The following is a 12,341-nucleotide window of genomic DNA, read 5'->3' as shown; positions in this document are numbered from 1 at the left end:
TGCGCGTTTCGTTGAGTTTCCGATTGGCCTGCAAGTGGATCTTCCTGACCGCTTTTCCAGGTTTGCTGCGTTGCTATTCGGAGACGGTCACCCGATTGCGCCCGGACTTTTTCGAGGTATAGAGCGCTTGGTCCGCCCACGAAATCAGGTCGGCGTGGTTGATGGAAGGTTTGCTCAGGTCGGCCACTCCCAGGCTGATCGTCAAGCGAATCACCTTGTCGCCGTAGGGTACGTCCATTTCCTCGACGGCGTTGCGCAGACGTTCGGCAAACATCCTTGCGCCCGCCTTGTCGGTGTCTGAAAGCACCACGCCGAACTCTTCACCGCCATAACGTCCGGCCACGTCGGAGTCGCGCACGTGCTCGCGGATCAGTGCGGCGATCTGTTCGAGCACCTTGTCGCCGGCCGGATGGCCGTAGGTGTCGTTGATCAGCTTGAAGTGGTCAATGTCGAACATCACCAGGCTGGACATGGTGCCGTAGCGCTGGTGCCGGGCGTAGACGGCCTTCAGGGCTTCTTCCCAGTGGCCGCGGTTGTACAGGCCGGTCAGGCGATCAGTGCTGGAGAGTTTCTGCAGTTGCGCGTTGGCACTTTGCAGTTGGTGGCGGTTGGTGGCAACGTCCGTGACGTCGTAAATCACCAGGCAGATGTGGTTGATCTTGCTGTCGGGCGAGCGCAGCGGCAGCAGCGTGGTGTTCTGGTACATGAACTCTTCCTGGCCGGTGATCGGCTGGTAGCTCTTGAACCGCACCAGATACGGACGCTGTTCCCATACCGTGAAGGCCGGCGTACCCAGGGCCGCAACGCTTTCGACCTTGCGGCTGAACCATTGGCGATCCACTTCTGGAAACAGACTGAAAAAATGCTGGTTGTGGGCATCCTTGGGCTGAACCCCGGAGCGGTTCTCCATGAAGGTGTTCCAGACTTGCACCCGATAATCACGGTCGAGCACCACCACGCCGACATCGATGCTCTGGACGATCGCCAGCAACCAGTGAAACTCGTTCAGATCAACAGGATTGTGCATGGCTCAGCTCATCAGGTAGGCGAGTTTGTGGGTCAGGCGCTCGATGGAATCCTCCGTGAACAACAGCAGCAGGTCGAAGCGGATATCGTGACCCTCCAGGCTGTAGCTGATCTCCACCGCCAGGGTCTTTTTCCAGTGTTTCTGGTTGACCCGGATCAGCTCGTCGATGGCCGCGTGCTGGCCGAGGATCTGCGGATGGCCTTGTGAAAACACCACGTCGATCTGTTCGGCGATGCTGCTCAGGCACGCCCCGATCAGCACGCTGGAGAGATCGAGCAGCATCTCCAGATCGGAATAATCTTCGCTCTGGCGTTGCATCAATTGGGCGATATCGGCGACTTCCGAATCGTGGAACATCAGCAGCGCTTCGCCGGCGATGCCGCTGCCGATGAAACCCTGACAAATGGCAGTGAGCTGATCGCAGCTGCTGGCATCGCTCAATGCCATGTGCAATTCACCGACTTCCAGGACGTTGACGTTCGGCACCGGCAACTGCACGAAAACACCCAGGACCTTGGCGATCAAGGCTGCTGCACGGCCGATGGCCACGTTGACGGTTTCGCGGAACGCATCGTGGAAATTGATCGCGGTGTTGGGGATCTCGCGATCAGGCTGTGGCGCCTGGCGGTGGTCCGTCAGTAGCCCGAGCCGATTGAGGATCTGACGCAGCTCGCTTTCGTCGAAAGGCTTCTTCAGGAAGGCCAGCGCGCCCAGCTCCAGCACCCGGCGTACAGCTTCCTCCTGGACGTCACCGGAAATCACGATGACTTGTGCCTTGAGCCCTTCGTCGCGCAAGGCACTGAGCACTTGGTAACCGTCCATTTCCGGCATGGTCAGGTCGAGCAGCACCACCTGACCCAGGCCCTTGCGTATGGCGTCCATGGCCTGGCGACCATTACCGGCCTCGGTGACAGAAACCGCCCAGTCCGCCGGCAGCGCCCGCAACACTTGCTTGCGGGCCATGTTCGAATCGTCACATACCACTAGGGGAATCACTGACACAGACGCGGCTCTCATCAGGGAAAGTACTACGGGGCATCATGCCATAAGTACGCAGAGACTAGCCAAAGCGCAGCGGTTTCGCTGTCTTGGGACGCACTGGCTGGGGATCTAGCCTGTTAAGGCATTGGAGGCTTCCGGCGCTCGGGGAGTTCCGAAATGTTCCCATCGGCAGATGGCGCAGCATGATCCGGCGTTACCGTCTGCCGCTCATCATGAGCAATAACCTGGTGGTGTGGTGGTTGAGGGCAACGCGAGACGCGATGAAAAAAGCCCGCGCACTTTGATGAGTGCGCGGGCTTCTGATCGAACGAACCTGCTATCAGAAACGCATGCCCTTGAACGGGTTCCAGGTTTGTTCGCCTTTCACTTCCTTGAGGTAATAGGCGTAGTTGGTCGTCAAGGCATACATGACGGACGCTGCGCCGTTCAGGCCGGAGCTCAGCGCACGTGGAAATTCCATGCCGAGGATCGCGAAAATCACGCTCAAGCCGATATTGATGCCAAGGAAAATGCCGAGCAGGGCAAGGTTTTTCTTCCAGAGCCCGAGGACAAACAGATAGATCGGGCCGAAGAAAAACGCGATGACATTGGCATTGATCAGGATTTTTTCCTTGAAGCCTGGCAGCGCCTTGAGGGCAACCTTGTGACGCGGGTCGTTTGGTGGGCCGTAGGTTTCGAAGAAGTTGAAGCGCGCCTGCCACTTGGCGCTGTATTTACCGCTGGCTTGGGCCTGCTCGGTGGTGCTCATTTTTGACGGCTCCTAATATTCCATGAGTTGCTGGTTGTTCTTCCGGGATGTCCCTGCGCGCCCGTGTTTTACAGCCAGGCGCAATCTGGCGCGTTAGCGCTCGACGCTTTATAAAGGCTGGCCTGGATAAATGCCTGACTGGCGGCTCGATCTGTGAAGCGCGTCACTGAAGCCGGGTCGAAGCGTGCCGGTTACTCCACCACCGCGTTGTAGACCACGGTCTGCGCACCGTCTTTCTTGATGGTGAGCTTGTTGCCTTGCGCCAGCGCCTCTACACCTTCGGAGCAACCTTCCACGACGCTCTTGCCGTCCACCTGCTCGGTCTTGGTATCGAAGGTGAACACATAGGTAGACGCGGGGCAGGCATTGCCGCCTTCGCCCGTGGAGATGACCAGGACATATTTGGTCGGGCCGAACTTGTAGGCTTTTTCAATGGCCACGTAGCCGGTGTACTCGGGCTCTTCGACGATGGATTCCATTACGTTGACCACGCCCGCACGGGACGGGTAGTTCAACGCGGTACCCAGGTCCATGCTCTGGGTTGTGAAGGGCCCCGCGCTGTCTTCGCCAACCGTGACCGTTTCGTAGGCCACGCCAGGCGCGGCGGGCTCTTGCTCGGTGTTGGAGGGAGAGGTAGCGGCCAAGCTCTGCTGGGCGAATGCAAGGAGGGCAACGGCAAACACATGCTTCATCGGCGAAGTCCTTTTCTTGAAGGTGGGCAAGGCCGACAGTATCGCTAAACCCGGCAGGATTGTCTGCGGTTTGCGCTCGCCGCACGCGATTGAACAGTACGCACGCCGCTGCGGTCTACGCCTTGGAGAGGGGAACAAGGACTTGAGCGATGATCATTGCGTGTCTGGGATGGGGTTCGTTGATATGGAAGCCACAATCGCTGCCGCTGGCGAGTGAGTGGTTTGTGGATGGCCCGAGCCTGCCGATCGAATTTTCCCGGATCAGCGACGGGGGCGAAGTCGCGACGGTGATCTGTCCGAACGCACCGCCCAGCAGGGTTCTCTGGACGGTGCTGGATGTAGGGTCCCTCGATGAAGCGTGCAGGGCACTGCAAGAGCGCGAGCAGATTGCGCAAGAGCGCCAGGATGGCATCGGCATTCTTACCGTGGGCAACTCGCCGCTGGGCATCATCGGTGAATGGGCGGCGGCCCGGCAGATCGATGCGGTGATCTGGACCGCGCTGCCGCCCCGGCTGGAGGGCGTGGAGGGCCTCGTGCCGTGCATCGACGATGTGATCGGCTACCTCGGCGCCCTGACTGGCGAAGCCCGGGACCATGCTCGCCATTACATCCAGCAGACGCCGGCGCAGATCGATACGCCTTACCGCCGGGCAATCATCAAGACGCTGGGGTGGGGATGATGCCCATCGCCTCGACCCAGCTTAGTGCCGCCACGACATCTGAAGGATGCCTGATGCAATACCCCAAGCTCATCCACCACGGCGCCCACGAAGGCGTCACCGGTTCGTGCCACCAATTGTGGATGGACGACACGTGCAGCGTGCTGATCGACTGCGGCCAGTTCCAGGGCGAGGACGAAGGGCAGGGCGCTGACGAAAGGCTTGCCCTGGACTTCTCCATCGAAGGCATCAAGGCCCTGATCGTCACCCATGTGCACATCGACCATGTAGGGCGGATTCCGAATCTGTTGGCGGCTGGCTTCGAGGGGCCGATCCTGTGCAGCGAGCCCTCGGCCCGGCTGTTGCCGATCGTGCTGGAAGACGCGTTCCGCCTGACCATCAGCCGCGACCAGGAACAGCTGGAACGCTACCTCAAGGTGGTGGAGCAGCGGATCATCGCCTTACCCTACGAAAATTGGTTCACGCTGCACGAGGCTGATCAGACCGAGTGCAAAGTGCGCTTGCAACCAGCGGGGCACGTGCTGGGTTCGGCCTATGTGGAATTCGAGATGAGCCGCGCCGAAGCGGGAAGCCGACGCGTCGTGTTCAGTGGCGACCTCGGCGCACCCCACTCACCTATCCTGCCGGATCTGATACCGCCCGAGCGCGCGGACCTGCTGATCATGGAGAGCACCTACGGCGACCGTCGTCATGAAGACCGCGTGCACCGCCGCGAACGTTTGCAGGTCGCCATCGAGCGTGCGTTGAGGGATCAGGGCACGGTGCTGATTCCGTCGTTCAGCATCGGCCGGACCCAGGAGCTGCTGTACGAGTTGGAGGAAATCCTCCACGAGCAGGACGCGGCCAGCACCGGCGAACCGGATAAGCGCAGCAAGGACGATGCGCTCGACATCGACTGGCCAGAGATCCCGATCATCCTCGACTCGCCACTCGCCGGCCAGTTCACCAGTGTCTACAAGGAGCTGCGCGGCTTCTGGGATGAAGATGCCCGGCTGCGGCTGGAAGAGGGCCGCAAGCCGCTGTCCTTCAAGCAGCTCATCACCGTCGACAGCCACGACGAACACCTGCGCATCGTCGATCACCTCACCCAGACCGCACGACCTGCCATCGTCATCGCCGGCAACGGCATGTGCTCGGGTGGACGCATCGTCAACTACCTCAAGGCGATGCTCGGCGACCCTCGGCATAACGTGGTGTTTGTCGGCTATCAAGGCAAGGGAACGCCAGGACGGGACATCATGACCCACGGGCCGGACGGCGGCTTTGTGATGTTGGATGGTTGCCGTGTCGACATCCGGGCCGGCGTCGATAATGTCGGCGGCTATTCAGCCCACGCGGACCAGGCGGACCTTGTCGGGTTCGTTACCCGGATGAAGGAGTGGCCGAAGGAGATCCGCCTCATCCACGGCGAAGAACAGGCCAAGCAGCGCCTGGCCGAGGTGCTGCAGGCGCGCTATCGGGAAGCCGGGAGGAAAGGGCGGATCACCATTCCCCATGCGGATACGGATGAACAACAGCAATGTGAGTCGGGGGGCTCGACGGGTTGATTGAAGTCCGCGCAACAGACCTGAGCATCGACATCGCCGATCAGCACCGCCAGGGTCTGTACAAATGGTTGCTCGCCAGTTTCCTGCTGGGCAAACGCATACGTTCCTCCGTCGCGTTGCAGGCCTACCGGATCCTGGTTGACCAGCATGGGCTGGATGCGCCCGCCAAGCTCGGCCAGAGCGCTCATGGTGAGCTGGTCAGGCTGCTGGGGCAGGCGGGGTACGCCCGGTATGACGAATCGACCGCCCGACGCTTGCGAACCCTGGGCGCACGCCTGGCGACCGAGCTGCCGGATCATCTGCGAGCGCTGCACAACGGTACCGAAGGGCTGCCAGATGTGGAGCGATGGCTGCTGACGTTCGAGGGCATCGGGCCCAAGACCCTGGAGATTTTCATGCGTGAGGCCGGGGCGGTGCTGGAAGCCATCGATCAGCCGTGATAAGGACGCCCGCAGCTTAAATGGGCAACTCGGAAGTCAGCTTGATTTTCTGCATTGGAATCTCGGTCTTCAGGCTCTGCACACCTTTGATTCGCGACAGATGCTTGATCTGGAATTGCCGATACGCATCCAGGTCCGAAGCCACCACCCGCAGCAGAAAATCGCAGTCGCCCACCATCAGGTGACACTCCAGCACTTGCGGCAGTTCGCGTACGGCATCGGTGAAGCGATCCACCGTGACTTCATCCTGGCCGGTCAGCCATACCCGTACGAACAAGGTCACCGAAGCATCCACTTTTATGCTGGTGTTGTTGCGCGGCATGTGGCGGGGGCTGCGAGCGGCAGTGCCCTGGCTGTTCAGCCTGCTGACCGCTGCGGTGTTCCATGTATTGATTCCCGGTGGCTGGTATGTACTGGCGGGCACCCTCATCGGACTGGTAGTCGCTTACCTGTGGGCCAAGTCTTGACCGAGAACCTGACCCTGATCACCATCCTGGCGATGGCCCTCGTGACCTACCTGACCCGAGTGCTGGGCTTCGTGATGTTGCGCAACCGAACCATCAGCCCGGTGCTACAGCAGGTGCTACAAGCCGCGCCGGGTTGCGTACTGATCGCTGTCATCGCGCCCTACTTCGCCAGCAGCAACCCCGCCGACCTGATCGCCCTGGCACTGACCTTGTTCGCTGCCACACGCCTGAGCATCCTGCCGGTGGTGCTCATTGCGATAGTGGCCGATGCTGTCCTGCGCTTCTGGTTATCGGGCTGAGGAGCCATAGCGCAGAAGTACCAAGGCAACAGGGCGCTACGAGTAGGCAGGATAATCCACATAGCCTCGCTCATCACCGCCAAAAAAAGTCGCCGGATCCGGCGTGTTCAGCGTCAGCCCCTGACGAATCCGCCGCGGTAGGTCCGGGTTCGCCAGGAATGGCCGGCCGAACGCGATAATGTCGGCGCGGCCGTCCTTCAACGCCCGCTCGGCGGAGGCAGGGTCATAGCCGCCAGCGATGATCAGCACGCCATGCCATTGCCGGCGCAACTGGCCGATGATTGCGTCCCAGCGGGGATCGAAGTTTTCGTCCTTGACGGTGCCGACCACAGCCGGTTCCACCAGATGCAGGTAGGCCAGTTTCCAACGATTCAGCTCCTCCACGATGTAGCCGAACGTAGCTTCGGGGCTTTCATCACCCATGCCCATGAAGCGGCCCATCGGGGTCAGGCGAACGCCCACCTGTTCGGCGCCGATTTCGTCAGCGACCGCCGCAACCACTTCCAATAACAACCGTGCGCGGTTCTCGATGCTGCCGCCGTAGCCGTCCTGGCGATGGTTACTGTTGCTATTGATGAACTGGTCGAGCAGGTAGCCGTTGCCGGCGTGGATTTCCACGCCATCCATTCCGGCGCGGATAGCGTTACGGGCGGCGGTTCGGTAGTCGCGGACGATCTCAGCAATCTCTGCAGCTTCCAGCGCTCGCGGCACTGGTACATCGCCCCAAATGCCGACGCCATTTTCGTCGACGATGAAGGTCTTGCCAGGCACCGGTAACGCACTGGGTGCCACGGGCAGGGCGTTGTCGGGTTGGAAGCTGGGGTGTGAAACACGGCCCACGTGCCAGAGCTGCATGAAGATCAGCCCTCCAGCGCCGTGCACTCGATCACTGATCTGGCGCCACGCCTGGACCTGTTCGTCGTTGTAGATGCCCGGCGTCCAGGCATAACCCTGACCCTGTCGAGAGATCTGCGTGGCTTCGGTAATGATCAGTGCAGCACTGGCACGCTGGTGGTAGTACTCGGCGTTCATGCGGGTGGGGATGTCCCCCGGTTGCCCGGCGCGGGAGCGAGTGAGCGGTGCCATCGCGACGCGGTGAGGCAGGGTGTAAGGGCCCAGGGCGATGGGCTGGAACAGGTGCTGAGTCATGGTGTTCTCCAGTTCGGACAAGGTGAACGGTGCGGCGGTGCACCGCTTGGTCTCTAAGTTAATCGGCATGGCGGCCCGTGATAATCCGAGCAAAACTCATCGCTGCATTGCGTCAAACGCAACGCAGCAGGTGTTTTCCTGACATCAGGACGGTTGTTCGGTGCGGGTCAACGGAAGGTTCAACCAGCGTTTTCCAGTGGCATTCGCCACCGCGTTGCCAATCGCGGCCGCCATGGGGCCCTGGACAATTTCGGCGGCACCGAGGAACGGCTGTCCCGGTTGGTCGAGCAGGTGCACATCGACCTGCCTGGGTACTTGGGTAAAACGCAGGATCGGGTAGCCGCTCCAGTCATAACTGCGAATGCCGCCAGCGTCGTAAGCGACCTGTTCGTACAGTGTCCAACTGGTGGATTGCAGGATGCCGCCTTCGACCTGGTTACGCAGGCCGTCGGGGTTGACGATCTGGCCGACGTCTACCGCTGTGACCACCTGTTCGATCCGCACTTCGCCGCTCTGCGGGTGCACTTGCAGGCGAACGGCGAGGGCGCAGTAACCCATGATGTTTTTATAGCGGGCGAAAGCGAAGCCGATGCCTGAACCTGGCTCGTGGCTTTTCTGCGGCCAGCCGATGGCGTCGCGAACTCGCTCGATCACGGCACGGGCCCGTGGATCGTGCAGATGCGCCAGGCGCAGGGCAACCGGATCGGTCCCGGCCCGCGCCGCCAGTTCGTCGATGCAGGCTTCGATGGTGAACACATTGATATGCGCGCCCAGCGAGCGCATCGCCGAGGTGCGAAACGGCATCTCGGTGACGAAGTTCATGTCGATGCGAGTGGAGGCCAGCGCATAGAGCGGCACGGCGTTGCGATCGCCGTCGCCTTCGGGTTGGGCAATCGGTACCGACGGCGCGCTCACGAAGGGGCGCGCCAACAGGCGAGCGGGCAGCAACCTGCCGGCGTTGACGATCCGTTCGTTGTGCGGTGTGGTCCAGAGCTCATAGGCCCAATCCTGCAAGCGTCCGTGTTCGTCCAGGTTAGCCTCGACTTGCGCCGCCATCGCCGAGCTGTAGGGCTCCCAGAGGTGTTCCTGCTCGCGCATCCACTGCACTCGCACCGGCGTGCCGGGCATGCGCATGGCGATCAGCGCCGCGTCCGCCGCCGCATCGTCCGCGCCGTTGTGCCCGTAGCAGCCGGAGCCTTCGGTGTGGATGCAGCGCACGCGCTCGGGTGGCAGGTTAACCATTTCGGCGATACCGGCCCGTAGCGGGAAGACGCCTTGGGTGTGGGTCCAGACCGTCAGCGTGCCGTCCTGGAACCAGGCCACCGCGCAGGACGGGCCGATGGAGCCGTGCATCAGGTACTGCTTGGTGACCTGAGCCTTGTACTGTTTGCCGGTGGTGAGGCTCGGCGTGCCCTGCGCACTGATGGGGTAGCGTCGTGCAGGCAGTTTTTTCAACAGGGCATGGATGCTTTTTGAATCAGGGATCGTTTGCCCACCGCTCCAGTGCGCCGACTCATAGCCGCTGCGCATGGCTTTGATCGCCTGCCATTCATCCTGGGCCACCACGGCCAGATAGCTACCGTCACGAATGACCTGCACGACACCGGCCATCGCTCTGATCGACGCTTGGTCAAACGCTTCAAGTTGACAGCCCGGGCGAGGCGGGCGGATGACGCGGGCGTGGAGCATGCCGGGCAGGCGGATGTCTTGGACAAAGGCGGCACCGCCGCTGACCTTGGCCGGAATATCCAGGCGCGGCAGCGGTTGCCCGATCAGTTTGAACTGCGCCGGTGGCAGCACGGGCGACTCGGACTTGGCATAACGGTGCAGGTCGACGTTTTTTACCGCATCGGCGTAGCGCATGCGGCGGCCGTCGGCCCCTTCGATCAGCCCGTCACGAGTGGTCAGCAAAGCCGTGGAGGTATTCCAGCTACGCGCGGCCGATTCCAGGAGCAACTGACGAACCTGCGCCGCTGCGTTGAACAATGCAGTGCCGCTGTCGAAAATGGTGTGACTGCCGGCGGTGTAGCCTTCATTGGGAGACAGCGCCGTGTCAGCGGTGAGCATGTGGATGGCCGAAGGCGCCACATCCAGGCGCTCGGCGGCAATTTGCAGCAGCGCCGTTTTCACGCCCGTGCCCAGTTCGACCTTACCGGTGTAGACGGTGATGCCCTCGGCATCGACCCGTATCCACGCGTCCAGGTATGGATTGGTGCGCAGGCTGCCAGGAAGATCGGGGGCCAGCACCACGGTGCCCAGCGTGTCGACTTCGGTGTCCGCCCATGCCTTGCGAGTAGCTGGCAAAAGACTGAAGGCCACCAGCAAGGCGCCCCCGCGTAGAAACGCCCGACGTCCTTGGTCAACTTCATGGCGCTTCATGCTGCGCTCCCGTTCCGCCGAGAGACCAGGCTGATGGCTTCGATGATGCGCAGATGGGTGCCGCACCGGCACAGGTTCCCCGCCATGTGTTCGCGAATGGTTGATTCGTCCGGCGTCGGATTACGCTCGAGCAGCGACTGGGCCCGCATCAGCATGCCAGCGATGCAATAGCCGCATTGCGCGGCCTGCTTGTCGATGAACGCCCGTTGCAAGTCACCGGGCTGTTCGGCGGTGCCCAAGCTTTCGACGGTACGGACTTTCCTGCCTTCAAGCCCACCGCAGGGCGTCAGGCAGGCAAAGACCGGACGGTCATCAACAATGACCGTGCAGGCGCCGCACTGGCCCAGGCCACAGCCATACTTGGCGCCATTGAGGCCGATGTGGTTACGCAGTGCGTAGAGCAACGGCATGTCGGGTTCGAGGTCCAGAGCATGGTCCGCGCCGTTGACGTTGAGCGTGACGTGGGTCATTTCGTCTCCTTGCGTATCGCGTCGACAGTGGAAGAAAGGTCCGTCCAGGGCTGGCCGGGTCTGGCCTGGTGACGCAGATAAGCGGCGACGGCCTTGAGTTGGGACTCATTGAGGCTGGCGGCGAAGGGCGGCATGACCGGGCCTGGCATTCCTGGGTTGGCCGGCAGCCCTTCGAGGACAGTCTTGAGAAAATTGCGCGAGCTGGCGGCGCGTAACGCAGAAGTGCGCTCCAGCGGCGGACGCTCATCGATCTCGCGCATCGCTGCGGCCGGTCCATGGCATCCGGCGCAGGCGCCGGCAAATACAAGGGCGCCCGAGGCCTGTTCGGCGAGATCGGTTTTCACCGGTGTCGATGAGACTTCGCTCACCGCAGGCTTGGTTTGCAGGCTCAGCAGGTAGTCGGCAATCGCCTCGACATCGCTGGCCGGCAAGCGGGCCAGACTGAGACTGACCGGGCGCATCGGGCCGGCGGCTGTGCCATGACCGCTCACCACATCGCCGCGTAGGTAGCGCACCAGTTGCTCGCTGTTCCAGCCATCGGCCTGGCGTGCCAGGCCGAGCAACGATGGGGCATCCCAGCCGTCTACGCTGCCGCCTGCCAGGCTTTGGCCGGATTTCTCGGCACCGATCAGATTCAGCGGCGAATGACAACCAGCGCAGTGGCCGGGACCCTCGACCAGATAACGACCGCGATTCCAGGCGTCAGACTGCCGAGCAACAGGCCTCAACGGCTCGCCATGCAGGAACAGCAGGTTCCAGAACGACACCAGGGGCCGGATGTTCATTGGGAAGTTCATGCGGTTTTCCATCGCGGGAGCGTGTACCGCAGGACCGCTCATCAACCAGGCGTAGGCATCGGCCAGGTCGCCATCGCTCATGCGCCGGTAATGCACGTATGGAAAAGCCGGGTAGAGAAAATGGCCGTCGCGGGAGATACCTTCACGCATCGCCCGTTCAAAGGCTTCCAGGGACCATTGACCGATACCAGTCTGTGGATCGGGGGTGATGTTGGTGCTGTAGAGCGTGCCGAAAGGCGTCACCAGTGGCAGGCCGCCTGCCAGGTATCGGCCGCCGGGGCGGGTGTGGCACACCGCGCAGTCGCCGGCTTCTGCCACCCGCGCGCCACGTTGCAACTGCGCCTTGTCGAAGGTCAGGGGACGTTCGACCGGCGCCAGTGCCGGACGCCACATCAGCAGCACCGCAGCGATGAAGGCGAGCAGGGCGAGGGCAGCCAGTGCGGACCAGACCTGTCTGGATTTCATCCATTGGCTGTTCATGTGGATTTGCCACTGATGCGGCAGGGCGTTCTGCGGGAGGTACAAAACGGTGGATGGGAAATCACGGTAAGCTCCTTGAATGACCATGGGGGCCAGAGTAAAGAAGCCTGCAGCGGTCGAGTATCGGCATTCGGCGCAATGGCTCGTTGCGCCAAAAGCAACGC

Annotated in this window: 14 protein-coding genes; 5 read left to right on the top strand and 9 right to left on the bottom strand. The window is 61.9% G+C overall.

Going from position 1 to position 12,341, the window contains the following annotated elements:
- Positions 1 to 73: 73 nt before the first annotated feature.
- The 4 genes from ACLEJR_RS12605 to ACLEJR_RS12590 form a co-directional block, all read right to left on the bottom strand.
- Positions 74 to 1,027, bottom strand: coding sequence for a diguanylate cyclase (locus ACLEJR_RS12605; RefSeq protein WP_440791898.1), 954 nt, complete (start codon positions 1,025 to 1,027; stop codon positions 74 to 76).
- Between the two features lie 3 nt (positions 1,028 to 1,030).
- A complete protein-coding gene (locus ACLEJR_RS12600; protein WP_440814330.1) occupies positions 1,031 to 2,044 on the bottom strand; it encodes a response regulator in 1,014 nt (337 codons plus the stop codon).
- 304 nt (positions 2,045 to 2,348) lie between these two features.
- On the bottom strand, positions 2,349 to 2,777 hold the full coding sequence (locus ACLEJR_RS12595; protein WP_440791894.1) for a DUF2628 domain-containing protein: 429 nt from the start codon (positions 2,775 to 2,777) through the stop codon (positions 2,349 to 2,351).
- 191 nt (positions 2,778 to 2,968) lie between these two features.
- Positions 2,969 to 3,469 carry a hypothetical protein gene (locus tag ACLEJR_RS12590; RefSeq protein ID WP_440814328.1) on the bottom strand — a complete coding sequence of 167 codons (501 nt, stop codon included), beginning with the start codon at positions 3,467 to 3,469 and terminating at the stop codon, positions 2,969 to 2,971.
- A 149-nt stretch (positions 3,470 to 3,618) separates the two neighbouring features.
- On the opposite strand from ACLEJR_RS12590, the gene ACLEJR_RS12585 reads away from it, so the two are divergent.
- Genes ACLEJR_RS12585 through ACLEJR_RS12575 form a run of 3 tightly spaced genes read left to right on the top strand, consistent with a single transcriptional unit; the run spans position 3,619 to position 6,136 of the window.
- A complete protein-coding gene (locus tag ACLEJR_RS12585) occupies positions 3,619 to 4,149 on the top strand; it encodes a hypothetical protein (RefSeq protein ID WP_440814325.1) in 531 nt (176 codons plus the stop codon).
- Between the two features lie 53 nt (positions 4,150 to 4,202).
- The gene (locus ACLEJR_RS12580) at positions 4,203 to 5,696 is read left to right on the top strand and encodes an MBL fold metallo-hydrolase RNA specificity domain-containing protein (protein WP_440814324.1); all 1,494 of its coding nucleotides are present in this window, start codon (positions 4,203 to 4,205) and stop codon (positions 5,694 to 5,696) included.
- Positions 5,693 to 6,136, top strand: a complete 444-nt coding sequence (locus tag ACLEJR_RS12575) for a DNA methylase (RefSeq protein ID WP_440814322.1) — start codon at positions 5,693 to 5,695, stop codon at positions 6,134 to 6,136. Before ACLEJR_RS12580 ends, ACLEJR_RS12575 begins: the two co-directional genes overlap by 4 nt.
- A 16-nt stretch (positions 6,137 to 6,152) precedes the next feature.
- Here the strand turns inward: ACLEJR_RS12575 and ACLEJR_RS12570 are convergent, their stop codons facing one another.
- On the bottom strand, positions 6,153 to 6,419 hold the full coding sequence (locus ACLEJR_RS12570; RefSeq protein ID WP_440814320.1) for an Lrp/AsnC ligand binding domain-containing protein: 267 nt from the start codon (positions 6,417 to 6,419) through the stop codon (positions 6,153 to 6,155).
- A 16-nt stretch (positions 6,420 to 6,435) separates the two neighbouring features.
- On the opposite strand from ACLEJR_RS12570, the gene ACLEJR_RS12565 reads away from it, so the two are divergent.
- On the top strand, positions 6,436 to 6,603 hold the full coding sequence (locus ACLEJR_RS12565) for a hypothetical protein (RefSeq protein WP_440814317.1): 168 nt from the start codon (positions 6,436 to 6,438) through the stop codon (positions 6,601 to 6,603).
- Positions 6,588 to 6,902, top strand: coding sequence for an AzlD family protein (locus ACLEJR_RS12560; protein ID WP_440814315.1), 315 nt, complete (start codon positions 6,588 to 6,590; stop codon positions 6,900 to 6,902). Before ACLEJR_RS12565 ends, ACLEJR_RS12560 begins: the two co-directional genes overlap by 16 nt.
- Positions 6,903 to 6,938: 36 nt before the next feature.
- On the opposite strand, the gene ACLEJR_RS12555 is transcribed toward ACLEJR_RS12560, so the two are convergent.
- The 4 genes from ACLEJR_RS12555 to ACLEJR_RS12540 form a co-directional block, all read right to left on the bottom strand.
- Complete coding sequence (locus ACLEJR_RS12555) at positions 6,939 to 8,051, bottom strand: alkene reductase (protein WP_440814365.1); 1,113 nt, start codon at positions 8,049 to 8,051, stop codon at positions 6,939 to 6,941.
- 144 nt (positions 8,052 to 8,195) lie between these two features.
- Positions 8,196 to 10,430, bottom strand: coding sequence for a molybdopterin cofactor-binding domain-containing protein (locus ACLEJR_RS12550; RefSeq protein WP_440814314.1), 2,235 nt, complete (start codon positions 10,428 to 10,430; stop codon positions 8,196 to 8,198).
- On the bottom strand, positions 10,427 to 10,900 hold the full coding sequence (locus tag ACLEJR_RS12545; protein WP_440814311.1) for a (2Fe-2S)-binding protein: 474 nt from the start codon (positions 10,898 to 10,900) through the stop codon (positions 10,427 to 10,429). The genes ACLEJR_RS12550 and ACLEJR_RS12545 overlap by 4 nt, the downstream gene beginning before the upstream one ends.
- Positions 10,897 to 12,177 carry a c-type cytochrome gene (locus ACLEJR_RS12540; RefSeq protein ID WP_440814310.1) on the bottom strand — a complete coding sequence of 427 codons (1,281 nt, stop codon included), beginning with the start codon at positions 12,175 to 12,177 and terminating at the stop codon, positions 10,897 to 10,899. Before ACLEJR_RS12540 ends, ACLEJR_RS12545 begins: the two co-directional genes overlap by 4 nt.
- Between the last annotated feature and the right edge of the window lie 164 nt (positions 12,178 to 12,341).

Source organism: Pseudomonas sp. SMN5, assembly GCF_052041925.1.
GTDB lineage: Bacteria > Pseudomonadota > Gammaproteobacteria > Pseudomonadales > Pseudomonadaceae > Aquipseudomonas.
Note: the sequence above shows the minus strand (reverse complement) of the source record. Positions and strands in the feature narration are given on the sequence as shown.

Coding starts and splice junctions, on each gene's coding strand:
- ACLEJR_RS12555 (WP_440814365.1), bottom strand. CDS start 8,051: ATGACTCAGCACCTGTTCCAGCCCATCGCCCTGGGCCCTTACACCCTG.
- ACLEJR_RS12600 (WP_440814330.1), bottom strand. CDS start 2,044: ATGAGAGCCGCGTCTGTGTCAGTGATTCCCCTAGTGGTATGTGACGAT.
- ACLEJR_RS12565 (WP_440814317.1), top strand. CDS start 6,436: ATGCTGGTGTTGTTGCGCGGCATGTGGCGGGGGCTGCGAGCGGCAGTG.
- ACLEJR_RS12545 (WP_440814311.1), bottom strand. CDS start 10,900: ATGACCCACGTCACGCTCAACGTCAACGGCGCGGACCATGCTCTGGAC.
- ACLEJR_RS12595 (WP_440791894.1), bottom strand. CDS start 2,777: ATGAGCACCACCGAGCAGGCCCAAGCCAGCGGTAAATACAGCGCCAAG.
- ACLEJR_RS12590 (WP_440814328.1), bottom strand. CDS start 3,469: ATGAAGCATGTGTTTGCCGTTGCCCTCCTTGCATTCGCCCAGCAGAGC.
- ACLEJR_RS12580 (WP_440814324.1), top strand. CDS start 4,203: ATGCAATACCCCAAGCTCATCCACCACGGCGCCCACGAAGGCGTCACC.
- ACLEJR_RS12550 (WP_440814314.1), bottom strand. CDS start 10,430: ATGAAGCGCCATGAAGTTGACCAAGGACGTCGGGCGTTTCTACGCGGG.
- ACLEJR_RS12585 (WP_440814325.1), top strand. CDS start 3,619: ATGATCATTGCGTGTCTGGGATGGGGTTCGTTGATATGGAAGCCACAA.
- ACLEJR_RS12540 (WP_440814310.1), bottom strand. CDS start 12,177: ATGAACAGCCAATGGATGAAATCCAGACAGGTCTGGTCCGCACTGGCT.
- ACLEJR_RS12605 (WP_440791898.1), bottom strand. CDS start 1,027: ATGCACAATCCTGTTGATCTGAACGAGTTTCACTGGTTGCTGGCGATC.